Source organism: Microbacterium sulfonylureivorans, from assembly GCF_003999995.1.
GTDB lineage: Bacteria > Actinomycetota > Actinomycetes > Actinomycetales > Microbacteriaceae > Microbacterium > Microbacterium sulfonylureivorans.
In genome coordinates, this window is sequence record NZ_RJAD01000002.1 from 1 (window position 1) to 24,748 (window position 24,748).

Here is a 24,748-nt window from a genome sequence, read left to right on the forward strand (position 1 = left end):
TCGGCGGCCATAGCGAGAGGGAAACGCCCGGTCACATTCCGAACCCGGAAGCTAAGCCTCTCAGCGCCGATGGTACTGCAGGGGGGACCCTGTGGGAGAGTAGGACACCGCCGGACTTCTTTCGAGAGAAGGCCACCCAATGCCGGGTGGCCTTCTCGCGTTAACGCGCCGCGCCCGAGAGGCGCGGCGCGTTCCGCGTTAACCGGCTGTATCGGGAGCGAGCGACGCGGTGGTCTCGCCCTCACGCTCGGTAGACTCGGGGGATGCCGGCGCTCGATCTCTCCGCGACCTCTGCCGACCTCACCCGCACGATCTGCGACATCCCGAGCGTCTCGGGTGACGAGACGATGCTGGCCGACTTGATCTTCGAGGCGGTGTCGGCGCTTCCGCACCTCGAGGTGTACCGGGAGGGCGACACCATCGTCGCCCGCACGTCGCACGGGCGCGCACAGCGGGTCGCCATCGCGGGCCATATCGACACGGTGCCGATCAACGCGAACGTGCCCACACGCGACGTCGAGATCGACGGTGAATCGCACATCTGGGGCCGTGGCACCGTCGACATGAAGGCAGGCGTGGCCGTGCAGCTGAAGCTCGCCGCGGAGCTCACCGATCCCCGCGTGGACATCACCTGGATGTGGTACGACCACGAGGAGGTCGACGCCGACCTCAACGGTCTGACCAGGCTCGCGCGCAATCGCCCCGACCTCTTCGAGGCGGACTTCGCCATTCTCGGTGAGCCCTCCAACGGCGAGGTCGAAGGAGGCTGCAACGGCAACCTCCGCGCCATCGTGCGCACCCAGGGCGTCCGCTCGCACAGTGCGCGCGCGTGGGTCGGAGAGAACGCGATCCACAAGGCGGCTCCCGTGCTTGCCCGACTCGCCGAATACCGCCCGCGCGACATCCCGGTGGAGGGTCTCGTGTACCGCGAGGGTCTCAATGCGGTCCGCATCGGCGGCGGCGTCGCCGGTAACGTCATCCCCGACCTCTGCGAGATCGAGGTGAACTATCGCTTCGCTCCGAGCCGGGACGCGGCCGAGGCCGCGCAGCACGTGCGAGATGTGTTCTCCGGCTTCGACGTGGAGGTCGTCGATCTGGCCGTCGGCGCCCGCCCCGGGCTCGATGCTCCGCTCGCCCGTGAGTTCGTCGCGGCCGTCGGAGCCGAGCCTCGCCCGAAGTACGGGTGGACCGACGTGGCGCGCTTCAGCGCACTCGGCGTACCAGCAGTGAACTACGGCCCGGGCGACCCTCACCTGGCGCACCACGACGAGGAGCGCGTTCCCGTCGCCCAGATCGAGGCGGTCGAGCGAGGCCTGCGCGCGTGGCTGACGGGGAGCTGACCGACCGCGCCCCTGCGCGCGTCACCGCCGGCCGCGTGGCGGTGCGGATCGGCCTCATCTACCTGATCGCACGGCTGGTGACCACGGCGTTCCTGCTGGTCGCCGCCGAGCTATCCGGGTTCGAGTCGCGGTTCGGCCCCGAGGCGCGACTGGGGGACCTCGTCCTCGGGTGGGACTCGCGGTGGTACTGGATCGTCGCGGAGGTCGGCTACCCCTCGGAGCTGCCGCTCACCGGTGACGGGGCAGTCACCGAGAACCAATGGGCCTTCATGCCCGTCTTCCCCTACCTCGCCAAGCTGGTGGGGCTTCCGTTCGGCCACTGGGTGTTCGGCGCCTTCCTCGTTTCGATCGTCGCGGGGTACGGGGCATCCCTCGTCCTCTTCCACCTGCTGCGCGAGAAGATCGACGATACGGCGGCGACGTGGGCGGTCGTGTTCTTCGCAGCCGGCCCGCTGGCTGCTCTGTTCCAGGTCGGCTACGCGGAGTCGCTCTTCCTGCTGTGGCTCTTCCTGGCGCTGTGGTGCGTGCTGCGTCGCAGGTACGGGTGGCTCTACGCACTGATACCGCTCATGGCGTATACCAGGCCGGGAATCCTGGCCTTCGCGCTGTTTCTGGCGCTGTTCGGGATCTGGCGCTGGTTCTCGCGCCGGCGCGAGCCGTTGCGTGCCGCAGAGGTGGTGCACATCGTGGCGCTGGGTCTCCTCGCTGTCGTGGTGGGGTTCTCGTGGCAGCTGATCGCCGGGTGGGTCACGGGAGACAGCGGGGCGTACCTCGCGACCGAACTGTCGTGGCGGCGCAATTGGATCCCCGGGGACGTCGTGTTCTTCCCGTTCGAGGGCTTCGTCAGCGCGAGCGCGTTCTGGTTCGGCAGCGTGTGGGGGATGACCGCCGAGATCGGATATGTCGTCCTCGCGGCATCCGTCGTCGCCGTCGCCGCGATCCTGCTGTTCGTACCGCAGGTGAAGCGCCTCGGAGTCGAGGTGAGGCTGTGGAGCGCGAGCTATGTCGTGTACCTCCTGCTCGTGTTCTTCCCGCAGTCGAGCATCTTCCGGCTCCTCGTTCCGCTGTCTCCGCTGTGGGGAGCTCTCGCGCTGCCGCGGTCGACCCCGTGGCGGGTGGGAGTGCTGACCGCGTGTCTCGCAGGGCAGTGGTGGTGGATCTACAACATGTGCGCGCTCGGGAATGCGATCTGGCAGATCCCCTGATCTCGACGTTCGGAGGGCGTATTCCCCAGGGAGTCGCCTGGTCCTCGCGGCCCACGATAAACTTGATTTGCAGACCATCGATGAAAAGGAGCCGCAATGGCAGCCATGAAGCCGAGAACCGGAGACGGGCCGATGGAGGCCGTGAAGGAGGGCCGCCTCATCATCGTGCGGGTGCCGCTCGAGGGTGGCGGTCGTCTCGTCGTCTCCGTCAACGACGCTGAGGCCAAGGAGCTCTACGACGTTCTGGGTGGAGTCGTCAGCCCCGCCTGAGTCACCTACGTTCCGCGGAACGGCCGGTCTTCGGACCGGCCGTTCCTGCGTTCGCGCTGCGGCGAGATCAGTCCGATGGGACGGTGGTGAGCTGGAGCAGGCCTTCGCCCACGATCGACAGCGCGCCGATGACGGCGGGGGAGGCCTGGGTCTCCTGGATCAGCGAACGGTAAGCCGTGGTGACGGCATCGCGGCGCACGGGATCGGCGACCGCGCCTCCGGCCAGGACGCGCGGGACGAGAACGGTTCCCCCGGCGCGCACGAGGCGCAGGCCGTGCTCGACGTACTCGATGACACCCTCTGGATCGGCGTCGACCAGCACGATGTCGTAGGAGGCCTCGTTCATACGGGGGAGCACCTCGGCGGCGCGGCCCGTGATGAAGCGGGCACGGGCGGCGGGGATCTTGGCCTCTGCGAACGCCTGGCGGGCGGCGCCGAGGTGCTCGGGTTCCTTGTCGATGGTCGTCAGCGTCGCGCGCGGCGATCCGCGCAGGAGCCACAGCCCGGACACCCCGGCGCCGGTTCCGATCTCGACGATGTTCAGAGCCTGGGATGCCGCGGCGATCACCGCGCACTGCGCGCCGACGGGCGGACTGATCGGCGCCGCACCGAGCTCGAGCGCGTGGGCGCGGGCCCGCGCGATGTGCTCGGGCTCGATCGTCGCCTCAGCGGCGAACCGCTGATTCGCGTTCTGCTCTCCCATCGACATCCTCCGCGCCAAATCCTACGTGGGGACGGCGTGCTCCCCGCTCAGGCGCGGCGGTAACCTGTTGTCATGTTCTTCGGGCTCACGATTGAGAAACTGCTGCTGATCGGTGTGATCGCCGCGGTCATCATCGGCCCCGAGCGCCTGCCGCGCTACGCGGAAGCCCTCGCGCGCTTCACGCGCCAGGCGCGTGACTGGATCTCGAACGCCCGCACGCGGGTCGCGGACGAGATGGGCGAGGACTTCAACGACGTCGACTGGCGCACGCTCGATCCCCGGCAGTACGACCCGCGTCGGATCATCCGCGAGGCCCTGCTCGACGACGCGCCGGTGCCCACGGTGCGGGCTGCGCAGGCGGGTGCGGCCGTCGCGTCCACCGGCACGCCTCCGCCGCCGCCGGTGCGGTCGCCGTTCCGCGGCGGCGACGAGGCCCCGCCGTTCGACTCCGAAGCGACCTGACCTGCGTCACCGGGGCCGAAGCGGCAGCGAGCGCCCGACGAGACCGCGCGGTTCGGCGACGATCGCTGCCGCGACCTGCTCGATCGCCCGCGACGCCGGGTCGTCGGGGTGAGCGACGACGGCCGGGATGCCGGCATCCGCGTCCGTGCGAAGCGCCGGACTCAGCGGGATCGACGCCACGAGCGGCACCTCGGCTCCCTCGGCGCTGAGCGCTGAGGCGACGGAGGCCCCGCCGCCCGCGCCGAACACCTCGAGCGTCGAGCCGTCGGGAAGGGTGAGCGCAGCCATGTTCTCGACGACGCCGATCACGCGCTGGCCGGTCTGGCGGGCGACGAGTCCGCTGCGGATCGCGATGTCGGACGCGGCCGCTTGCGGGGTCGTGACGACGAGCACGTCGGCGTTCGGGAGGAGCTGGCCGACCGAGATCGCGACGTCGCCGGTGCCGGGCGGCATGTCGAGCAGCAGCACGTCGAGGTCGCCGAAGTAGACGTCGGTCAGGAACTGCTGCACCGTCCGGTGGAGCATCGGTCCGCGCCAGGCGACGGCGCCGACGGGTGCCTCTCCGCCGCTGCGTCGCAGGAACATGCCGATCGAGATGACCTTCACGCCGTAGGCGACCGGCGGCAGCATGAGGTCGTCGATCCGCGTGGGCTGCGGAACGGCCCCGTTCTCGTCCACCAGCCCGAGCAGCGCCGGGATGGAGAAGCCGTGCACGTCGGCATCGACCAGCCCCACCGACAGACCGCGTGCCGCGAGTGCGGTCGCGAGGTTGGCGGTGACGGTCGATTTGCCGACGCCGCCCTTGCCGCTGGTGACCGCGATCACCCGCGTGAGCGTGCCGGGGCCGAACGGCATCTCGCGCACCGCACGACCGCCGCGAAGCCGCTCGGTGAGCGCGTGGCGTTCCTGCGGTGACATGACGCCGACGTCGAGGGAGACATCGGAGACACCGGGTACGGATGCCGCGGCCGAGCGCACGTCGTTCGTGATGCGGTCTGCCGCCGGACACCCCACGATCGTGAGCGCGATGCCGACCTCGGCGAGCCCCGCGGTCACCGTGACGCCGCGCACCATGTCGAGTTCGCCAATGGGTCGCCGCAGCTCGGGGTCGAGGACGGCGTCGACGGCGCGGCGGACAGCGTCCGCGGTCGCGTCGCTCATTTCGCGGCGCCGTCCTCGGCGTCGCTGCGGAGCTCGAGCTTGTCGAGGAGCGAGCGCAGTTCGGCGCGGAGCACGTCGCGCGTGACGACCTCGTCCGAGAAGTCGGTCACGGCCATGCGGAGCGCCACCACTTCGCGCGCGAGGTACTCGGTGTCGGCGAGGTTGCGCTCGGCGCGCTGGCGGTCCTGTTCGATCTGCACGCGGTCCCGGTCGTCCTGGCGGTTCTGGGCGAGGAGGATGAGCGGCGCGGCGTACGAGGCCTGCAGCGACAGGATCAGCGTGAGCAGGGTGAAGTTCGTCGCCGCCGGGTCGAACTGCAGCGCCGGCGGCATCCAGATGTTCCAGCTCAGCCACAGGAGGACGAAGATCGTCATCCCGATGAGGAACCCGGAGGTGCCCATCCCGCGCGCGAACGCCTCTGAGAAGCGGCCGAAACGATCCTTCGACGGCTGAGGCGTGCGCTGGAGCACGCCCGAGCGGCCGCGGGGCGCGTCGAGGGCCACCTTGCTGGTCTGCCGGGCCATCACGACCTCCTCGGAATGCTCGCGGTCGTGGTCGGCACCGTCGGGGCCGGGATCTCCTCACCGTGGGAGCGCCAGTCGTCGGGCAGGAGATAGTCGAGGACGTCGTCGACGCTCACCGCGCCGACGAGCCGGTGCGCCTGGTCGACGACCGGCACCGACACGAGGTTGTAGCTGGCCAGAAGCCGCGCCACCTCTGGCGCGGTGGCGGACGCCGGCAGGGGGTCGAGCGTGTCGTCGATGATCGCACCCAGGCGCTCGTGCGGGGGATAGCGGAGCATCCGCTGGAAGTGCACCGTGCCGAGCAGTCGGCCCGTCGGCGTCTCGTAGGGCGGGAGGGTGACGAACACGGCCGCCGCGAGGGCGGGGTGGAGCTCGTGCCGGCGGATGAGCGCCAGAGCCTCGGCGACCGTCGCGTCGGCGGAGAGCACGATGGGCTCGCTCGTCATGAGCCCGCCCGCAGTGTCGGGGCGGTATTTCAGCAGGGCGCGGACGTCTTCCGCCTCCTCGGGCTCCATCAGATCGAGGAGCTCCTCGGAACGCTCCTCGGGGAGCTGTCCGAGGAGGTCTGCCGCGTCGTCGGGCTCCATCGCGTCGAGGATGTCGGCGGCGCGCTCGTCGCCGAGAGCCTCGAGGATGTGGACCTGCTCCTCTTCGGGCATCTCCTCGAGCGCGTCGGCGAGACGATCGTCGGGAAGCTCTTCGGCGACCTCGATGAGCCGGTCCTCGGGGAGATCGAGCAGAGTGTTGGCGAGATCGGCCGGCTTCAGGTCGGAATACGTCGCGACGAGCTGCTCGGCGGACTGGGCCTCGCCGGGGTTCTGCTGCTCTCTGATCTCCTGCCAGGCCGCGAAAGTCGTAGGGCCCTTGGCGAACGGGGATGCGCTCGTGCGCGGCCGGCGCAGGAAGACCTGGCCGACGTCCCATTCTCCGAGTCGGTTGCGCTCGATCGCGACGTCTTCGATCACGGCGGTGCCGGATCCGTCGTTCAGGTAGACCTTGCGTCCGAGCAGCTCCGCCATGACGCGGACCTCGCCGCCGCGCTGCTGGAAGCGACGCACGTTGATGAGGCCGGTCGTGATGACCTGTCCCATCGCGATCGAGGTCACGCGTCCGATCGAGACGAACACGTGGCGTCGGCCCGGGATCTCGATCACGAGGCCGATCACGCGCGGTGGATCGTCCTTGCGGTAGATGACGACGACGTCGCGGACCTTGCCGAGCCTGTCGCCCGCGGGGTCGAAGACGGAGCACCCGGACAGGCGCGCGACGAATACCCTCTGCGTGCTCACGCGTCCCAGCGTAGCCCGGACACCGTGGGAGGATGGGGAGATGAGCATGATCGGAGGCCGGTTCCCGCAGGGCGCCGACGAGGTCGGTCAGACCATCGCCAGCTTCCCCACCTACGACGCCGCACAGAAGGCCGTCTCGTCCCTCATCGCCGCCGAGGTCCCGGCTCGCGACATCGCGATCGTGGGTCAGGGGCTGCGCTCGGTCGAGCGGGTGACCGGCCGTCTGGGCTACGCATCGGCCGCCAGATCCGGTGCGATCAACGGTGTCCTTCTGGGACTGCTGTTCTCGGCGATCCTCGTGATCGGGTCGCCGTCCGTGCCGATCCAGGCGTTCGTCGGCGTGCTCTTCGTCGGAATCGCCATCGGCATGCTGCTGAGCATCGTCACCTACTCGTTCGTGCGGCGCCGTCGCGACTACGCCTCGGTCATGCAGGTCGTCGCCGATCATTACGAGGTGACCGTGACGGCCGCCAGCATCCACCGCGCCCGGCAGGTTCTGGGCCCCCAGACCGTCGATGAGCCCATGAGTGCGTCGCGCCCAGGGACTCCCCGCGAAGAGGCCCCCGAACCGCCCCGCTACGGCGAGCGCGTCGCACCCGCCGAGGAAGAGGAGGCGACCGGGAGCGGCGCCGACGCCACGCCCGAAGTCGACGCCACGACGGCGGCCGGCGCCCCGGTCGAGCCGGCCGCGCCTGAGCCGGCCGCGCCTGAGCCGGCCGCGCCCGAGCAGACCGAACGCTGATGTCGGCGGTCGAGACCGACCTGCGCGTCGTCGTCGGACTGCCGAGCTCCACGGTCGAGGTCTCCGCCTCGCTCGGCCGGCCCGACGACGCGTGGGCACTGCTCGCGATCGCGCACGGCGCAGGCGCGGGGTACCGCCATCCGTTCTTCTCGGGGTTCGTGCGCGCCCTCCACGCCGAAGGCGTTGCGACGCTGCGATTCAACTTCCCCTACCTCGAAGCTGGACGACGGATGCCCGGCCCCGCGGCGCACGCCGTCACGACGTGGGAGGCGGTCCAGGCCGCCGCCGTCGCGCGCGAGCCCGCCCTGCCGTTCTGGGCGTCGGGAAAGTCCTACGGCGGACGCATGGCGTCGATGGCGGCCGCCGAGGGCCGCATCGCACCGAGCGGGCTCGTCTACCTGGGCTATCCGCTCCACCCTCCCGGCGATCCGGCGAAGGCACGCGTCGCCCACCTGCCTGCCGTCGTGCCGCCGCAGCTGTTCGTCGAGGGGAGCAACGACCCGTTCGTCCAGCCGCTCGCGCAGCTCGAAGAAGCCGTCGCCTCGTGCCGGGACGCCGAGATCCTGTGGATCGACGGCGGAGGACACTCGTTCGAGGTGAAGGGCCGCAAGCGCCCCGCCGAAGAGATCGGCGCCGAGCTGGCTCCGCTCGTCGCCGCCTGGATGCGCCGTCGGTCGTAGGCTCAGCGCCCGGCGGCGTAGCCCTGCATCCCGCGGGGGTTGGCCGCCGCCCAGACCACGCCGGTGGCGGCATCCCGGCCGACCGCCGAGACGCGGCCGAGCGCCCAGTCCCCCGCGCGCGTGACGACGTGGCCGCGCCGCTCGAGTCGATCGATGACGTCGTCGCCGAGGCGGTCCTCGACCACGGCGCCGGCGGGCGTCCACGTGCGCGGCCAGAACGACTCGGGCATCGCCGTCGTGTGCAGCGACGGCGCGTCGATGGCCTCCTGCGGCGAGTAGCCGCCGACCACCATGCGGAGCAGGACGAGCAGCTGCCACTGGTCCTGCTGATCTCCGCCGGGGGAGCCGATCGCGAACTCGGGTGCGCCGTCGCGCAGCACCAGCGTCGGCGTGAGCGTGGTGCGCGGGCGGAGACCCGGGACGAGGGAGGACGGATGCCCCGGCTCGAGCCACGTCATCTGCAGGCGAGTGCCGAGGCAGAAGCCCAGCGACGGGATCGCCGGGGACGACTGCAGCCACCCACCCGAAGGAGTCGCGGAGACGATGTTCCCCCAGCGGTCGACGACGTCGAGGTGACAGGTGTCTCCCCGCGTCTCGCCGTTGCGTGCGACCGTCGGCTCGCCGCTCGACGCGGAGACGCGACCGACACCGGTGCGCAGGGGCGGGCGGAACGTCGCCCTGCCGGGCAGGTCGCCGGGCCGGAACTCGGCCGACGCCTCCTCGCCGATCAGCGCGCGACGCCGATCGAGGTAGTCGTCCGACAGGAGCGCATCGAGGTCGACATCGGCGTCGCCGAACCAGGCATCGCGATCGGCGAGGGCGAGCTTCTGGGCCTCGAGGATCGTGTGCGCGCCGGCCTCCTGCGACGGGTCGAGCAGATCGTCGGCCAACGGCTCGAGCAGCGCGAGGGTCTGCAGCAGGGCGGGCCCCTGCGTCCATGCGCCGGCTTTGGCGACCGTGCGACCGCGGAACTCCCGCGTGACTGCAGCCTCGTACCCGGCGTCGAACGCGGCGAAGTCCTCTTCGGTGATCACGCCGGCGTGCACTCCACCGGTCGAGTGCCGGTGGGGGAGAGCGGCGAACGCCGCAGCCTCCTGCGCGATCCGCCCCGACTTCCACTCGCGTCGCGCCGCATCGATCCGGGCGGCTCGGCCGACGGGACCGTCGTCGCGAACCGTGCACGACGCGTGCACGAGCGCGTCGAGCACGGCGGCGTACGCCGGGTTGCGCACCACGTCTCCAGGTGCCGGCGGCGCCCCGCCGGGCATCCACAGATCACGCGACGTCGTCCAGTCCTCCGTGAAGAGCTGCGCGACGCGTGCGATGGTCGCCGCGGCCTGCCGGACGATCGGGTGCCCGTCGCGGGCGTAGCCGATCGCATATCCCAGGACGTCGCCGAGCTCCCACGTGCCGTGGTCGCGCAGGAGCAGGAGCCAGGCGTCTACGGCGCCGGGCACCGCCGCGGCGAGCGCGCCGGAGCCCGGGACGAGCTCGAGCCCCTCGGCGAGGTAGTGCTCGGCGGTCGCCGCCGCCGGGGCCGGTCCCTGGCCCATGAGGACTGTCGGGGACGAGGCATCCGCCGCCTGGAAGATGCCCACGAGATCGCCGCCCGGACCGTTCAGGTGCGGCTCGACCACGTGGAGGACGAAGGCCGCCGCGACCGAGGCGTCGAAGGCGTTCCCGCCGCGCTCGAGCACGGACTGCGCCGTGGCGGTCGCCAGCCAGTGGGTCGACGCCGACATGCCGAAGGTGCCCGACAGGGTCGGGCGCGTCGTGAACGACGGCGGCGGTGTGTAGGCCACGCTCAGGCGGAGAGCCGGGCGATCCAGGCCTCGACCTCGTCGGCCGTCCGCGGGATGCCGGCGGAGAGGTTCACGGGTCCGTCGGCGGTCATGAGGATGTCGTCCTCGATGCGCACGCCGATGCCCCGGTACTCCTCGGGCACGGTGATGTCGTCGATCTGGAAGTACAGGCCGGGCTCGATCGTGAAGACCATGCCGGGTTCGAGCGGGCCGTCGTAGTACATGTCGCGACGGGCCTGGGCGCAGTCGTGCACGTCGATGCCCAGGTGGTGGCTCGTGCCGTGCACCATGTAGCGGCGGTGATGGCCGCCCTTGTCGGCGTCGAGCGCTTCGTCGGCCGTGACCGGCAGGAGTCCCCACTCGGCGACGCGACGCGCGATGACCTGCATCGCCGCCTCGTGGACGGAGCGGAACTTCACGCCGGGCTTCGCCGCCTCGAAGGCGGCGTCGGCCGCCTCGCGGACGGTCTCGTAGATGCGGCGCTGAATCTCGGTGAACGTGCCGCTCACGGGGAGCGTCCGGGTGATGTCGGCGGTGTAGAGGCTGTCGACCTCGGCGCCGGCGTCGACGAGGATCAGGTCGCCGGGGACCACGGCGCCGTCGTTGCGGGTCCAGTGGAGGTAGCAGGCGTGCGGGCCGGATGCCGCGATCGTGTCGTAGCCGACGGCATTGCCGTCGCTGCGGGCGCGCTGGTGGAACACGCCTTCGACGATGCGCTCTCCGCGCGGGTGGGCGACGATGCCGGGGAGGTTCGCGACGATGTCGTCGAATCCGCGGGCGGTGACGTCGACCGCGAGCTGCATCTGCGCGACCTCGTACTCGTCCTTCACGAGGCGGAGCTCGGACACGAAACGCGTGAGGTCTTCGTCCTCGTCGAGCACGAGGTCGTCGTCGCCGGGCTCGAGGTCGTCGATGTGTGCGGTCGCGACGCCCAGATCGGCCGCCACTCCCGCGAGCGCGGGACGCGGTCCGATCCAGAACTCGCCGATCGAGGCGTCCGAGTAGAACTCCGCGGTGGTGCGGTCGGCCCGCTCGCGGAAGTACAGCGTGATGTCGTGCCCGTCGGAGCCGTCGCGCGGCTCGAACACGAGGACCGATCCGGGCTCGGCGTCGGAGGCCCACCCGGTCAGGTGCGAGAAGGCGGAGTGGGCGCGGAACGGGTAGTCGGTGTCGTTGCTGCGCTGCTTGAGCTCACCGGCGGGAACGAGCAGCCGCTTGCCGGGGAACGCGGCCGACACCGCGGCGCGGCGTGCGGCGGCGTACGCCGCCTGGGCGCGGGCGGGCGGCGTCGACTCGGGTCGTTCGGCCCAGCCCTCGGAGATCGTGTCGAGGAAGCCCTGGCCGTACGGCTGGCGTCGATTCGTGCTCGTCGAGGTCGTCGCCTGGGCGGGGGTCTCCGCGATCGTGTCGCTTTCGCCTGTGGTGCTCATGCTTCCAGTCTGACACGCGAGGGCGACACGCTGGAGGGTCAGTCCACAGGCTCCAGCTGCACGATGAGCGGGCGATGGTCGGATCCGGACTCGTCCATGGAGCGCAGGACGATGGAGCCGGTCGCCTCCCAGTGCGCCGAGGCCATCACGTGGTCGATCGGCGTGCCGAGCAGCGCCGGCATCTCGGCCGACCAGGTGCCGACCGCGCCGTTTCCCGTCGCGATCGCGGCGTCGTCGCACTGCCCGAGGGTGCCGCCGTCGACTCCGAGCCCGCTCATGTGATCGACGGTCGCATTGAAGTCGCCGGCCATGATGACGTTGGCCTCGCCGCACTGGTCGGCGAGCCATTGCAGGTCGTCGCGCCACTCCTGCATGTAGCTCGCGCGCGGCGCGACGGCGTGCGCTGCGACGACGATCGGCCCCTCACCGTCGGTCGGCATCGCCACCGCGCTCGGGACCGTCGACGTGTTGCTCGTGCCGTTGGCGGACGACTCGATCACGGCGTAGTCGCCGAGTTCGGGCGCGATCAGCAGCGTCGTCGATCCCGCGTCCCACTCCGTCGAGGGGTCCTCGGCGTGATGCGCCCACATCGGGTGTCCGAGCTCGCGCATCGCGATGGCGACCTTCTCGCCGGTCTCGATCGTGGTCTCGGGCAGGGCGACGATGTCGGCATCCATCGCGACGGCGATCTTGGCGATCGTGTCGGGCGGGGTGGCAGGTCCCGCGGTGTTCCAGGTCATGACGCGGACCGCGGCGTCGGTCTTCGCGGGAAGCGCATCGGTCCCGAAGCCGCCGCGGCTCAGCAGGATCGCGCCGTTGGAGACGGCCGCGATCCCCGCGACGATCGCGAGCGAGAGGGCGAACGCACGGATCGGCCGGGCGAGCGCGAGGAGGAGCGCGAGGAGGAGCGCGATGGCGAACGCGCCGGCGAGCAGTCCGCGGAACGACACGATCTGAGCGACGGGGTAGATGCGCTCCACGCGGAAGAATCCCGGCCAGGTGAGCACGGCCGCAGCGATCGCGCAGAGCACGGTCACGAGGATCCCGAACAGGCGAAGCACGACGGCGACTCTATGCGAGCAGGCTGGGAGATCCGTCCGCACCGGCCCGCATGTCGCCGCGCTAACCTCGAAGGATGTCAGGACGCCAGCGCTTCGAGGGGCCGAGCGACCTGCACATGCATTCCGTCCATTCCGACGGCACCGAATCTCCCGCCCAGGTGATGGCCGCGGCACATCGGCACGGTCTGCGCACGGCCGCGCTCACCGACCACGACACGACGTCGGGATGGGCTGAGGCGGCGGAGGCTGCGGCATCCCTCGGCATCACCTTCCTCCCGGGGATGGAGCTGTCGGCGCGCCACGAGTGGCGGAGCGTCCACGTGCTCGCCTACCTCGTCGACCCCGACGACCCGGACCTGCGGGCGATGACTGAGCGGATCCGCTCCTCGCGGCTGGATCGCGCCCGGCTGATGGCCGACCGCATCTCCCGCGACTACGACCTCGGGTGGGACGACATCGTCGCCCAGACGACGGACGGGGCCACGGTCGGCCGGCCGCACATCGCCGACGCCCTCGTGGCGCGCGGTCTCGTGCGCGACCGGGCGGAGGCGTTCTCGAGCATCCTCAGCCCTCGCGGCGACTACTACGTCGCGCTCTACGCGCCCGATCCGGTGACCGCGGTCGGTCTCGTCGCCGGCGCCGGGGGAGTGCCGATCATCGCCCACCCCGCAGGGCGAGCCGGCCTCCTGCCGATGCCGCTGCTCGAGCGGATGCTCGCCGCGGGCCTGGGCGGATTCGAGCTCGGCCACCGCGAGAACCTCGCGTCGGGCATCCGCACCCTCCGCCGGCTCTGCAACGAGCGCGACCTGATCGTGACGGGCTCCAGCGACTACCACGGCCTCGGCAAGCCGAACCAGCCGGGTGAGAACACCACCTCCGCCGCGATGGTGGCGCGCATCATCGAGACGGCGAAGGGAAGCGCCCCCGTCTACCCGTGAGGGCGGACGAGGGCGCTTGCCGTGCGGTGAAGCGGATGCCTCAGGCGAGGGCCTTGGCCTTGATGGCGTCGAACTCCGCCTGGGTGATGGTGCCCGCGTCGAGGAGCGCCTTCGCCTTGGCGATCTCGTCGGTGGCGCTGGCACCGCCGGCGACCGACTTGATGTAGGAGTCCTGGGCCGCCTGGAGCTGCTGGGCCTCGGCCGCGCCCCGCTTGGCCATGCCGTTGCCGCGCGCGATCAGGTAGACCAGCAGGGTGAGGAAGGGGACGAAGATCAGGAAGATGATCCACACGGCCTTCCACCAGCCGCTGAGCTTGTGGTCGCGGAACAGGTCGCCGATCACGGCGAACAGGGCGAACAGGTAGGCGACGAACACGAAGACCCAGAGGAACCACCAGATGATGTCCCCGATGGAACCCCAGAACCCCTGGTACTCGTAGCCGGTCGTGGCGGCGTCGATGAATCGCACGATGTGTGCCTTTCTGAATGCGAGGTGGCGGCGCGACATGCGTCGCCTGCGCTCACGATAGCGCGTGGATCGGCCGGTGATCACGCCATTGCGCGAGATGACACGCCGAGTCGGCTAGCGTCGTGGGATGCGTCAGCCGACCCGTCTCGAACGACGGATCGATCGCGCTGCTCACGCACTCCTCGCCGACGCCCCCGCCACCGGCGTCCGGGCCGTCCTCGTCGAGGTCGGGGTGTTCCTCCTCAAGCAGGCCTGGGCGTGCCTCTTCGGGGCCTCGCTGCTCGTCGTGATCGTCGCCGTCCGCCTCTGGTACCCGGAGGACGCGGCCCTGGCGCCGAACGACCTGCTCACGCTCGCCGCGATCGGGATCCAGGTCGCGATGATCGCGACACGGCTCGAGACCGGGCGCGAGCTGTGGGTCATCGTGCTGTTCCACCTGACCGGCACGGCGATGGAGCTGTTCAAGACCGACGTCGGGTCGTGGATGTACGCGGCGGAGGGTGTCCTGCGCATCGGCGGAGTGCCGCTGTTCAGCGGCTTCATGTACGCCGCGGTCGGCTCCTACATGGTGCGCGTGTACCGCCTCTTCGACCTCGGGTTCGTCCGCTATCCGCGGCGCTGGCTCACGGCGATCGTCGCGGCGGCCATCTACGCGAACTTCTTCACGCACCACTGGTGGTGGGATGCGCGATGGGCGCTCCTCATCGCGGTCGCGGTGCTGTGGGCGCGCACCGTCATGTACGCAAGGGTGTGGCGCGCCGTGATCCGGATGCCGCTGCTCGCCGCGTTCGCGGGAGTGGCGGCCTTCATCTACCTCGCCGAGAACATCGCCACGTGGGCGGGTGCCTGGGCCTATCCGGACCAGCTCGCGGGCTGGCAGCCGGTCTCGCCGACGAAGCTCGTGTCGTGGTTCCTGCTGATGATCATCTCGGTCGTGCTCGTGGCGTGGGTGTACCCGCCCCGGCCGCCGACCCGGGCCGAGAAGGAGCCTGATGAGGACGGCGTCGAGGGCGAGAGGGCGGTCGCCCCGGAGTCGAGCTGACCCCGGGGAGACCGAGCGTCAGGCTCCCGCGACCGGAGCGCCGCCGCGCGAGCCGCCGCGGCGGCGGCGACGGCGGCGCGGCGCGGCGTTGCCGTCGTGGTGCTCCCGGCCGGTGCCGTCGTGCGTGCCTCCGCCGTCCGCCGCGTCGCGCGAGCCGTGCTCGGCGGGCACCTCGGGAGCGGAGGTCTCGGCGGGCCGATCGCCCGTCGTCTGCGCCTCGCCCGACCCGCCGCGGCGCCGACGGCGTCGCGCCGTGCCCTCGGACGATGCGCCGTCGCGGGGCGCGGCATCCTGCGTCTTGACCGTCTGAGTCCGCGGCGCGGTCGTGAGGCGCCCCTTCGTGCCGGCCGGGATGTCGAGGTCGGCGTACAGGTGGGGGCTCGACGAGTACGTCTCGGTGGGCTCGGGCTGGCCGAACTCGAGCGCGCGATTGATGAGCGCCCACTTGTGGAGGTCGTCCCAGTCGACGAAGGTCACCGCGATGCCGGTCTTGCCGGCACGGCCGGTGCGGCCCGCGCGGTGCAGGTAGGTCTTCTCGTCGTCGGGGATGGTGTGGTTGATGACGTGGGTGACGTCGTCGACGTCGATGCCGCGCGCGGCGACGTCGGTCGCGATGAGGACGTCCTTCTTGCCCGCCTTGAACGCCGCCATGGAGCGCTCCCGCGCCTCCTGGCTCATGTCGCCGTGCACGGACGCGGTGTTGAATCCGCGGTCGCCGAGCTCGTCCGACAGGCGCTGCGCGGCGCGCTTCGTGCGGGTGAAGATCACCGTCTTGCCGCGGCCGTCCGCCTGGAGGATGCGGGCGATGACCTCGTCCTTGTCGAGCGAGTGCGCGCGGTAGACGACGTGCTTGATGTTCGCCTGCGTCAGGCCCTCGTCGGGGTCGGTCGCGCGGATGTGGATGGGATTCGACATGAACCGTCGAGCGAGCGCCACGATCGGGCCGGGCATGGTCGCCGAGAACAGCTGGGTGTGACGGATCGCGGGGACCTTCGAGAAGATCTTCTCGATGTCGGGGAGGAACCCGAGGTCGAGCATCTTGTCGGCCTCGTCGAGCACGACCTCGGTCGCGTGCGACAGGTCGAGGAGGCGCTGGTTGTTGAGGTCGATGAGACGGCCGGGCGTGCCCACGACGATCTGCGCGCCGGCCTTCAGCTGGTCGATCTGCCCCTCGTACGCCTTGCCGCCGTAGATCGCGACGACGCTCGTCGCGCGGCCGGACGTGAGCATGTCCATGTCCTCGTAGACCTGGACGCACAGCTCGCGCGTGGGGACCACGATGAGCGCCTTGACGCCGGGGGCCGGGTCGAGGCCGAGACGCTGCACGACCGGGATGCCGAAGCCGAAGGTCTTGCCGGTGCCCGTCTTGGCCTGCCCGATGATGTCCTGGCCCGGAAGGCCGAGGGGGATGGTCTGCTCCTGGATGGGGAAGGCATCGACGATGCCCTTGGTTGCGAGGACGTCGACGATGTCCTGGTCGACGCCGAGTTCGGCGAAGGTCGTCACGATGTGAGCCTGTCCGGCAGTGAGATGCTGCCTGGTCCGTGCCCTGGCGCGGTCGAAATCGACGTCGCGCGGGCGGAAAAGCGATCCACGCCTTCTCTCAGCCACAGGCGCGGGAGCCCCGATCCGACGCCGGGGACGGCATCCACGATACCGGAGGCGGGTCCGAGAGCGCGTTTCCCGCTCCAGGATGCAGCTCGCTGGGAGCGCTGCGGGCTGCCGATGGGCTCGCTCGAACACCATCCTGCCGACGGGCCCCTAGGCTGTAGCGCGTGGTGAAGTGGTTCTGGCAGCGCCAAGACACCGGGCGCAAGCTGCAGCTTCGATCCCGGGAGGACCTCGGCGACGCCACGCGCGTCGACTTCGAGGAGCTCGCGCCCGACATCGACACGTTCCTCGGTCAGGCCGCTTATCTGCAGCTCGGATACTTCGAGACCCTCAGCGAGCTCATCGCCCTGACCCCGGAGCTGTCCGACAAGGAGTCGCTCTCGCGCGCGGCCGGTGCGGCCCTGACGAAGCACGAGGAGCTCGTGGCGCTCATCCGCGAGCGGGGGGATGATCCCACGGCCCTGATGCTGCCCTTCCGCGAGCCGCTGGACGCATTCCGTCGCGAGACGCACGGCGTCCGGCCCCAGGAGACGATGCTCTCGGTGCACATCACCGCCGGAATGCTCGACGACTTCTACCTGGCGCTGTCTGCGAGCTATGCCGACACGGGTCGCCGCGTCGCCCGCATCCTCCAGGCCGACGACGATCGCGACGCGATCGTCGACATCATGGCCCGCACGATCGCGAGCGAGCCCGAGTGGAAGTCGCTGCTTGCGCTGTGGGGGAGGCGCCTCGTGGGCGACACCCTGCTCATCGCCCGTGCGGCCCTGCGCCCGGTCACGCTCCGCGTGGCGGACGAGGCGAAGGTCGAGCCGGTGTTCACCGAGCTGATGGCCGCGCACTCGCGTCGCATGGATGCGATGGGCCTCGCGGCCTGACCGGCGTCAGCCGATCTTGAGGCGCGCGCGCTCCGCCGCGTCACGGGCGACCCGCACGCGCGAGAGCACGATCAGCATCGGGTACGTCACGGCCAGGGGCACGACGAACATCGAGAGCCACAGCCACGGGCTGTCGAGCCCGACGCCCGCCCACGTGAGGATCGTCCAGACGAGCCCGGCCGACAGCGCGCCGACCATCGGGGCGACAGCGGCACCGCGCGTTCCGCGGTGCGCGACGAGGAAGTGGACCGCCAGGCCGAGTGCGGCTCCCACGATGAGGGCGAGGATGATCTGCATCGCCGGGTCGATCAGGCGACGAAGCCGACGCGGCGCGACTCTTCGGTGCCCAGCTCGATGTAGGCGAGGCTCGCGGTGGGGACGATGTAGTTGTTCCCCTTGTTGTCGGCGAGCGTGATGTGGGTGGCGCCGGCGTCGAGCGCGGCCGCGATCGTCTTCTTCACGTCGGCCGAGGCCTCGTTCGTCTCGAAGTTGAGTTCGCGTCCGGTGTTCGCGATGCCGATGCGGATCTCCACGTCATTGCCTCTCTCCTGCTGTGCGCGGCGGGTGCTCCCGGGCGCATGGCAACTCTACGACAAGGGCGCGGACGCCCAGGCCGCACGCTGCACGCTGTCGGCGAACGGAGGTGTCGGCCGCCCGCGCTACGGTCGGGGGCATGGTGTTGCAGGACGGATCCGGTGCGATGACCGCGCTGGACGATCGGCAGCGCACCGTCGCCGCGTTGCCGCGCGACGCCTCGGGGGTCGTGGTGGGGGCGCCGGGAACAGGCAAGACGACGGCGCTCCTCGCCCGCGTCACGGCGCTCGTCGACGCGGGGGTCGACCCCGATTCCGTCCTGGTGCTGACGCCGTCGCGGCAGACGGCCACCGCCCTGCGCGATCGGCTCGCGCTCGCGATCGGCCGTGCCACCTCCGGACCCCTCGCCCGGTCCGTCGCGGCGTTCGCCTTCCAGCTGGTGCGCGCGAACGCGGTCGCGAACGACGCCGATCCGCCGCAGCTGCTCACCGGGGGCGACGAGGATCAGCTCATCCACGACCTCCTCGAGGGCGACGCCGAGGACGAGCGCGAGACGGGCTCCTCACGCTGGCCGGACTGGCTGGGCGCGAGCATCCGCTCCACGTCCGGGTTCCGCACCGAGGTGCGCACGTTCCTCGCCGAGTGCACCGCGCTCGGTATCCTCCCCGACCGGCTGCGGGCCCTCGGCGTTCGGCACGACCGGCCGGTCTGGGTGTCGCTGGCGTCCTTCGCCGCCGAGTACCTCGATGTCCGCGCCGACATGCGCGGTGCCCACCGTGACGCGGCCGGACTGGTGCGCGAGGCGGTCGGCCTGCTGCGGACCGCGTCCGACGGCATCCCGGCGATCGACCGGGTGCAAGCGATCCTCGTCGACGACGCCCAGGAGCTCACTCTGGGTGGCGTCGAGCTCCTCGAGGCGGCGCAGGGCCGAGGCATCCCGGTGCTCGCATTCGGCGATCCCGACGTCGGCGCCGGGTCGTTCCGCGGGGCCACGCCCGAGAACTTCGCGAGGCTGGCGGCGAGCCTGGGTGCCGTGTCCGTCCTCGACACCCGCCATCGCGGCACGGCGTGGCAGGGCGAGCTCGTCCGAAGGGTCACCCAGCGCATCGGCGCGGTCGGCGTGGTGGCTCACCGCGGCGGCGGGGCAGGCGACGATCCCGACGACTCGGTCCGCGCCCTTCTGCTTCGTTCGCCCGCCGAGGAGTACGACGCGATCGCGCGTCTGCTGCGCGAGCGGCACGTCCACGACGGCGTGGCCTGGGGGAGATGCGCGGTCATCGCGCACGACACCCGGCAGGTGGCGGCGCTGGAGGCCGAGCTGTCGGCGCGCGAGGTGCCGGCGCGATCCAGCGGTCCCGGGCGCGCGCTCGGCGCACTCAAGCCCGTGAACGACCTCCTGCGCCTGATCGAGCTCGTTTCACGAGACGACTGGACCTTCGACGACGTGTCCACGGCCCTGGTCGGCACGTACGGGCGCCTCGACCCGATCGAGCTGCGACGACTCCGCTCGGCTCTCCGCCACGCCGAGCTCGCGGCCGGGGGCGATCGGTCCGGTCGCGACCTGCTCCTGTCGGCGATGGCGCAGCCGCTCGAATTCGATCTCGTCGACACGCGCGAGGCACGACGAGCCGCCGCGATGGCGCGCACGCTGGCATTCCTCCGCGACGAGCTCGACCGCGGGGCGACCGCGCACGAGCTGCTGTGGGCAGCGTGGGATCGCAGCGGCCTCGAGCGCGGCTGGTCGGAGCTCGCACGCGGACACGGACCACTGGCAGAGCAGGCGAATCGCGATCTCGATGCGCTCGTGGCGCTGTTCCAGGTCGCGAAGCGCTTCGTCGAGCGATCGCTCGACGCCGACCCGCGCGTGTTCGTCCGAGGCATCCTCGACACCGGCGTCGCCGAAGACCGCCTCGCCGCTCCGGTGCGCGACGACACGGTGCACCTGCTGACCCCGGCAGGAGCCCTCGGGCTCGAGTTCGACACCGTGGTCGTGGCGGGCGTGCAAGACGGCGTATGGCCCAACACCCGGCTGCGCGGGAGCCTGCTCGAGACGTGGCGGCTGGCGGATGCCGCGTCCCGCGCTCCCGACGACGCCCTGGGCGTTTTCGACCGTCGCCGCTCGGCGATGCACGACGAGCTGCGTCTGCTGGCCCGCGCCCTGTCGCGCGCGACCGAGCGGGTCATCGTGACCGCTGTCGATGACGACGACAGCGGGCCGAGCGTCTTCTTCGAGTTCTTCCCCGACCCCGAGCGCTACACCGTCGACCACCCGCTGTCTCTGCGCGGCCTCGTGGCGCGGCATCGGCGCGTGCTCACCGATCCCGGTGGGCGCGGGAGCGCGGCGCGGGCGGCGCAGCAGCTCGCGCTGCTGGCCGACGCGGGCGTCGCCGGCGCGGCGCCCGCCGAATGGTACGGCGTGCTGCGGCCGACGTCCGACGGGCCGCTGCGCGATCTCGCCAAGGAGGACGTCCGCGTCTCGCCGTCGAGGCTGCACACGCTCGAGGAGTGCGAGCTGAACTGGGTGATCAGTGACCTCGGGGGCGACCCGGGCGGCACGACCGCGGGGGTCGGGACGATCATCCACGCCGCGCTCGAGCACGCCGTGGATTCGCGCGAAGACAGCCTGTGGGAGCAGGTCGAGGCTCGATGGGGCGAGCTGACGTTCGAGGCGGACTGGAGGGATCGCGCCGAGAAGACGCGTGCACGCGACCTCGTGCGCCGCCTCCACCTGTATCTGCGGCGGTTCGAGAGCGCGGGCGGAACCCTCATCGGCGCCGAGCCGCACTTCGAGGTCGCGATCCCGCTCGACGACACCGAGGCGTTCGAGCACGGAGCGATCCTGTCCGGCTACATCGACCGCGTCGAGCTGACGCCCGAGGGCGCTGTCGTGATCATGGACCTCAAGACCGGCAAGCGCGAGCCGCAGACCGACGCGAAGGTGATCGACAACCCCCAGCTCGGCGCGTACCAGCTCGCCTTCGAAGCGGGCGCCATCCCCGAAGCCGTCGGTCACGAGCCCGGCGGGGCAAAGCTCCTGGTGCTGCGGCCCACCGCGACGAAGTCGGACTACGCGACGCCGTGGCAGCCGCCTTTCGACGACGAGCGGCGCGACGCCTTCCTGTCCCGCCTCCGCGCTGCGGTCTCGACGATGCGCGGCACCACCTTCTCCGCGCCGTACGAGGAGCACTGCCGTGACGACCACTCGTACGGGCTGTGCCGCATCCACACGATCGGCCCGGTGAGCGCGTCGTGACGGCGCAGTCGCTGCTCGAGCCGGCCGTGCCTTCGCCGGGGCCGCCGGTGCTCTCGGCGCGTGTCATCGCGGCCGCGCTGGGTCAGTTCCCGCCGACCGACGAGCAGACGGCGGTGATCGAGGCTCCGCTCGCGCCGGCGCTCGTGGTGGCCGGAGCCGGCAGCGGAAAGACGGAGACCATGGCGTCGCGCGTGGTCTGGCTCGTCGCGAACGGGATCGTCCGGCGCGACGAGGTGCTGGGGCTGACCTTCACGCGCAAGGCTGCGGGCGAGCTCGCCGAGCGGATCCAGCGCCGCCTCGCGCGCCTGGCAGAGTTCGAGCGGATGGGTCTCGTCGCGGCGCTGCCCGGGCTCCACGGCGACGGGCGGCTCGCTGTGTTCGGCGAACTCGAACGCGACGGCGGCGAGGGGGCGCGGGCGACCCTCGCCCGGCACGAGGCGATGCGCGCCCTCGCGGAGTCGGTCGGCGCGATCCCTCAGGACGCTGAGGACGATGCACTGCTGCACCGCCCGACCGTGTCGACCTACAACAGCTTCGCCGACCAGATCGTGCGCGAGCACGCCGTGAGGATCGGACGGGATGCCGAGGCCGCGGTGCTCTCGGAGTCGGCGGCGTGGCTGCTCATGCGGCGGGTGGTGTTCGCCTCCGACGATCCACGCCTGGAGGGGCGTGCCGAGGCCGTCCGCAGCATCATCGACGCGGCGCTGCGCATCGCCCGCGACGGCGTCGACAACCTCGCCGATCTCGATGAGGTCGCCGCGTTCCCCGACGGGTTCCGCCGCGTGCTGGCGCTTCCGTCGACGAACGCACGCACCGTCGTCTACGCCGACGTGGCGGAGGCCGAGGAGAAGGTCGGCGCGCTCGCGCTGCTGGCCGACCTCGCCCGCGATTACGCCGCCGAGAAGCGCCGGATCGGCGTGATCGACTTCTCCGATCAGGTCGCCGGAGCACTCGAGGTCGTCGCGAGCCACACCGCGGTGGCCGACGAGCTCCGCGATCGCTACCGCGTCGTGCTGCTGGACGAGTACCAGGACACCTCGGTGGTGCAGACCGACCTCCTCGCCGCGCTCTTCGCGGGCACGGGGGTGATGGCGGTAGGCGATCCCCATCAGGCGATCTACGGCTGGCGGGGTGCCAGCGCGGGCAACCTGGGGGGATTTCCGGCCGCCTTCTCGCCGTCGGGCGCCTGCGCGCACTATGCCCTGCTGACGAGCTGGCGAAACAGCGCCGATGTCCTGAAGGCCGCCAACGCGGTGCTCGCCCCGCTCGCCGCCTCGGCCGCCGTCCCCGTGCAGGAGCTTCGGCCGCGCCCGGGCGCGCCGTCCGGCGCGGTCGAGACGGTCTTCGAGGCCGACCTCGACTCCGAGGCCGATCGCGTCGCCGGGTGGTTCGGCCGGGTCCGAGGCGAACGGGCGCGCGCCGGCCTTTCCACGACGGGCGCGATCCTGTTCCGCAGCAAGAAGCACATGGTCCGCTTCGGAGATGCGCTGGGCCGACGCGGCATCCCGCACCGCATCCTGGGGCTCGGCGGACTCCTCTCCACCCCGGAGGTGGTCGATGTCGTGAGCGCGCTGCGCGTCGTGAGCGACCCCGGTGCCGGGTCGGCCCTCATCCGGCTGCTGTCAGGACCGCGCTGGTCGATCGGCCTCCCCGACCTGCGCGAGCTCGCGGCGCTGGCCCGGCGCATCGCCCGGCACGACGCGGCCCTGCAGCCGCTTGCACCCGAGATCGTGGAGCAGATCCGCTCGGGAGCCGGAGACGACGACGGCTCCCTCGTCGACGCGCTCGATTTCGTGCTGCGGCACAAGCCCGATCACGGCTGGCTCGCGGCGTTCACCGCGGAAGCGCGCGAGCGACTCCGTGAGGCGGGTGCCGTGTTCGCGGGTCTGCGGCAGGCGGTGGGGATGCCGATCCCCGAGCTCGTCCGCCTGGTCGAGATCGAGCTGCGGCTCGATGTCGAGCTCGCCGCGAATGAGGCCCGCGGTCCCGCCCGCATCGCCTCGGCGCAGCTGCGCGCGTTCGTCGACGAGCTGCATGCGTTCCTCGCGGCCGACGAGTCAGGATCGCTCCCGAGCCTGCTCGCGTGGCTCGACCACGCCGAGCAGCTCGACGAGTTCGCGCCCCGCACCGAGCCCCCCGAAGACGACGTGGTCCAGCTGCTGACGATCCACGGCTCGAAGGGCCTCGAGTGGGACGCCGTGGCGGTGGTGCGCCTCGTGAAGGACGAACTGCCCAGCGCGCCGCGCGACACGAAGGGCTGGCTCGGGTTCGGCGTGCTCCCGTACGCCTTCCGCGGCGACTCCGCCTGGCTTCCCGAACTGGGGTGGCGGGGGGCCGAGACGCAGCAGGAGCTCAAGTCCGCGTTCGAGGACTTCGTGGCGGCGAACCGCGCGCGCCAGCTCGCCGAGGACCGCCGTCTGGCCTACGTCGCCGTCACTCGGGCGCGCGATCACCTTCTCCTCACCGGCTCGAGCTGGTCGGGCACGAAGCGCGCGCGCGAGCGCAGCACGTTCTACGCGGAGATCGCCGAGGCGCTCGGACATGAGGTTCCGCTCGACGAGCCGGGCGACAACCCCTACCTGGGCGAGCGGCGGGTCATGCAGTGGCCCATCGACCCCCTCGGATCGCGCCGCGCCGCAGTGGAGCACGCCGCATCGGTCGTCGAGGCGGCGCTCGACGCGCCCCGCGCCGATCCCGATCCGGACGTGGCGCTCCTGATCGCCGAGCGCGAGGCGCGGCGGCAGCCGTCGGTCCAGGCGGCGCCCACGCGCATCGCCGCGTCGCGGTACAAGGAGTTCGTCGCGGACTACGCCGGCACCGTCGCCGCCATCGCGCGCCCGCTGCCGGAGCGCCCGTTCCGTCAGACGCGCCTCGGGACGCTGTTCCACGCCTGGGTCGAGCAGCGTTCGGGGGGCGTCGGCCTCGGCGGGTCGATCGACGACGCTCTGTGGGAGGCCGACGACGAGCTCCCCGGCACCGAGTCGTCGGTCGAGGACGCCGCCGCGCTCGACGAGCTGCGGGTACGGTTCCTCGCGTCGGAATGGGCGTCGCTGCGTCCCCTCGAGGTCGAGACCGAGATCGACTTCACGGCGACCGACCTCGACGGGCGACCACACGTCGTGATCTGCAAGCTCGACGCCGTGTACCGGCGCGACGACCGCGGCGGGCGCATCGAGATCGTCGACTGGAAGACCGGCGCGGCGCCGCGCACCGACGCCGAAAGAGGCGAGCGGATGCTCCAGCTCGAGCTCTACCGGCGGGCTTACCACGCGAAGCACGGCGTCCCTCTGGACCAGATCGACGTCGCGCTGTACTACGTCGCCGAAGACCTCGTGCTGCGCGGCTGACGCGCCC

General features: G+C 71.4%; 22 protein-coding genes and 1 rRNA gene. 12 read left to right on the forward strand and 11 right to left on the reverse strand.

Annotation, left to right across the window (positions count from 1 at the left end):
* From rrf to EER34_RS09465, 4 genes are all read left to right on the forward strand, one after another.
* A 5S ribosomal RNA gene (rrf, locus tag EER34_RS09450) occupies window positions 1-116 on the forward strand.
* A 147-nt stretch (window positions 117-263) separates the two neighbouring features.
* On the forward strand, window positions 264-1,340 hold the full coding sequence (gene dapE / locus EER34_RS09455) for a succinyl-diaminopimelate desuccinylase (RefSeq protein ID WP_127474369.1): 1,077 nt from the start codon (window positions 264-266) through the stop codon (window positions 1,338-1,340).
* Complete coding sequence (locus EER34_RS09460; RefSeq protein WP_127474370.1) at window positions 1,322-2,545, forward strand: hypothetical protein; 1,224 nt, start codon at window positions 1,322-1,324, stop codon at window positions 2,543-2,545. Before dapE ends, EER34_RS09460 begins: the two co-directional genes overlap by 19 nt.
* A gap of 96 nt (window positions 2,546-2,641) precedes the next feature.
* Window positions 2,642-2,815 (forward strand): DUF3117 domain-containing protein, encoded by a 174-nt coding sequence (locus EER34_RS09465; RefSeq protein WP_127474371.1) that lies wholly within the window; start codon window positions 2,642-2,644, stop codon window positions 2,813-2,815.
* A 67-nt stretch (window positions 2,816-2,882) separates the two neighbouring features.
* On the opposite strand, the gene EER34_RS09470 is transcribed toward EER34_RS09465, so the two are convergent.
* The gene (locus tag EER34_RS09470; protein WP_127474372.1) at window positions 2,883-3,518 is read right to left on the reverse strand and encodes an O-methyltransferase; all 636 of its coding nucleotides are present in this window, start codon (window positions 3,516-3,518) and stop codon (window positions 2,883-2,885) included.
* Window positions 3,519-3,590: 72 nt separating this feature from the next.
* Here EER34_RS09470 and EER34_RS09475 point away from each other — a divergent pair, with 72 nt between their 5' ends.
* On the forward strand, window positions 3,591-3,980 hold the full coding sequence (locus tag EER34_RS09475; protein WP_127474373.1) for a twin-arginine translocase TatA/TatE family subunit: 390 nt from the start codon (window positions 3,591-3,593) through the stop codon (window positions 3,978-3,980).
* A 6-nt stretch (window positions 3,981-3,986) separates the two neighbouring features.
* Here EER34_RS09475 and EER34_RS09480 read toward each other — a convergent pair whose 3' ends face one another.
* Genes EER34_RS09480 through EER34_RS09490 form a run of 3 tightly spaced genes read right to left on the reverse strand, consistent with a single transcriptional unit; the run spans window position 3,987 to window position 6,954 of the window.
* On the reverse strand, window positions 3,987-5,141 hold the full coding sequence (locus tag EER34_RS09480) for an Mrp/NBP35 family ATP-binding protein (RefSeq protein WP_127474374.1): 1,155 nt from the start codon (window positions 5,139-5,141) through the stop codon (window positions 3,987-3,989).
* Window positions 5,138-5,665 (reverse strand): DUF1003 domain-containing protein, encoded by a 528-nt coding sequence (locus EER34_RS09485; RefSeq protein WP_127474375.1) that lies wholly within the window; start codon window positions 5,663-5,665, stop codon window positions 5,138-5,140. The genes EER34_RS09480 and EER34_RS09485 overlap by 4 nt, the downstream gene beginning before the upstream one ends.
* Window positions 5,665-6,954 (reverse strand): magnesium transporter MgtE N-terminal domain-containing protein, encoded by a 1,290-nt coding sequence (locus EER34_RS09490; RefSeq protein WP_127474376.1) that lies wholly within the window; start codon window positions 6,952-6,954, stop codon window positions 5,665-5,667. Before EER34_RS09490 ends, EER34_RS09485 begins: the two co-directional genes overlap by 1 nt.
* A 40-nt stretch (window positions 6,955-6,994) precedes the next feature.
* Between EER34_RS09490 and EER34_RS09495 the strand changes: the two genes are divergently transcribed.
* Entirely contained in the window at window positions 6,995-7,696 is a 702-nt protein-coding gene (locus EER34_RS09495; RefSeq protein WP_205791545.1) for a YflT domain-containing protein, read from the forward strand.
* Window positions 7,696-8,376, forward strand: coding sequence for an alpha/beta hydrolase family protein (locus EER34_RS09500; protein ID WP_127474377.1), 681 nt, complete (start codon window positions 7,696-7,698; stop codon window positions 8,374-8,376). The genes EER34_RS09495 and EER34_RS09500 overlap by 1 nt, the downstream gene beginning before the upstream one ends.
* Before the next feature lie 2 nt (window positions 8,377-8,378).
* Here EER34_RS09500 and EER34_RS09505 read toward each other — a convergent pair whose 3' ends face one another.
* Genes EER34_RS09505 through EER34_RS09515 form a run of 3 tightly spaced genes read right to left on the reverse strand, consistent with a single transcriptional unit; the run spans window position 8,379 to window position 12,669 of the window.
* The gene (locus tag EER34_RS09505; protein ID WP_127474378.1) at window positions 8,379-10,178 is read right to left on the reverse strand and encodes a gamma-glutamyltransferase family protein; all 1,800 of its coding nucleotides are present in this window, start codon (window positions 10,176-10,178) and stop codon (window positions 8,379-8,381) included.
* 2 nt (window positions 10,179-10,180) lie between these two features.
* Entirely contained in the window at window positions 10,181-11,608 is a 1,428-nt protein-coding gene (locus tag EER34_RS09510; protein WP_127474379.1) for an aminopeptidase P family protein, read from the reverse strand.
* A gap of 38 nt (window positions 11,609-11,646) precedes the next feature.
* Window positions 11,647-12,669, reverse strand: a complete 1,023-nt coding sequence (locus tag EER34_RS09515; RefSeq protein ID WP_127474380.1) for an endonuclease/exonuclease/phosphatase family protein — start codon at window positions 12,667-12,669, stop codon at window positions 11,647-11,649.
* A gap of 74 nt (window positions 12,670-12,743) precedes the next feature.
* On the opposite strand from EER34_RS09515, the gene EER34_RS09520 reads away from it, so the two are divergent.
* The gene (locus EER34_RS09520; protein WP_127474381.1) at window positions 12,744-13,607 is read left to right on the forward strand and encodes a PHP domain-containing protein; all 864 of its coding nucleotides are present in this window, start codon (window positions 12,744-12,746) and stop codon (window positions 13,605-13,607) included.
* 40 nt (window positions 13,608-13,647) lie between these two features.
* On the opposite strand, the gene EER34_RS09525 is transcribed toward EER34_RS09520, so the two are convergent.
* A complete protein-coding gene (locus tag EER34_RS09525; protein ID WP_240642265.1) occupies window positions 13,648-14,076 on the reverse strand; it encodes an SHOCT domain-containing protein in 429 nt (142 codons plus the stop codon).
* 127 nt (window positions 14,077-14,203) lie between these two features.
* Here EER34_RS09525 and EER34_RS09530 point away from each other — a divergent pair, with 127 nt between their 5' ends.
* A complete protein-coding gene (locus EER34_RS09530; RefSeq protein ID WP_127474383.1) occupies window positions 14,204-15,118 on the forward strand; it encodes a DUF817 domain-containing protein in 915 nt (304 codons plus the stop codon).
* Between the two features lie 18 nt (window positions 15,119-15,136).
* On the opposite strand, the gene EER34_RS09535 is transcribed toward EER34_RS09530, so the two are convergent.
* Complete coding sequence (locus EER34_RS09535) at window positions 15,137-16,624, reverse strand: DEAD/DEAH box helicase (protein WP_127474384.1); 1,488 nt, start codon at window positions 16,622-16,624, stop codon at window positions 15,137-15,139.
* Window positions 16,625-16,893: 269 nt separating this feature from the next.
* Between EER34_RS09535 and EER34_RS09540 the strand changes: the two genes are divergently transcribed.
* Window positions 16,894-17,607 carry a ferritin-like fold-containing protein gene (locus EER34_RS09540; RefSeq protein WP_127474385.1) on the forward strand — a complete coding sequence of 238 codons (714 nt, stop codon included), beginning with the start codon at window positions 16,894-16,896 and terminating at the stop codon, window positions 17,605-17,607.
* Window positions 17,608-17,613: 6 nt separating this feature from the next.
* Here the strand turns inward: EER34_RS09540 and EER34_RS09545 are convergent, their stop codons facing one another.
* Window positions 17,614-17,904, reverse strand: coding sequence for a hypothetical protein (locus EER34_RS09545; protein ID WP_127474386.1), 291 nt, complete (start codon window positions 17,902-17,904; stop codon window positions 17,614-17,616).
* An 11-nt stretch (window positions 17,905-17,915) separates the two neighbouring features.
* Window positions 17,916-18,140, reverse strand: coding sequence for a DUF3107 domain-containing protein (locus EER34_RS09550; protein ID WP_127474387.1), 225 nt, complete (start codon window positions 18,138-18,140; stop codon window positions 17,916-17,918).
* Between the two features lie 140 nt (window positions 18,141-18,280).
* On the opposite strand from EER34_RS09550, the gene EER34_RS09555 reads away from it, so the two are divergent.
* Together EER34_RS09555 and EER34_RS09560 are read left to right on the forward strand one after the other, a co-directional pair.
* On the forward strand, window positions 18,281-21,394 hold the full coding sequence (locus EER34_RS09555) for an ATP-dependent helicase (protein WP_240642266.1): 3,114 nt from the start codon (window positions 18,281-18,283) through the stop codon (window positions 21,392-21,394).
* A 26-nt stretch (window positions 21,395-21,420) separates the two neighbouring features.
* Window positions 21,421-24,741, forward strand: coding sequence for an ATP-dependent DNA helicase (locus EER34_RS09560; protein WP_205791595.1), 3,321 nt, complete (start codon window positions 21,421-21,423; stop codon window positions 24,739-24,741).
* Window positions 24,742-24,748: the final 7 nt, after the last annotated feature.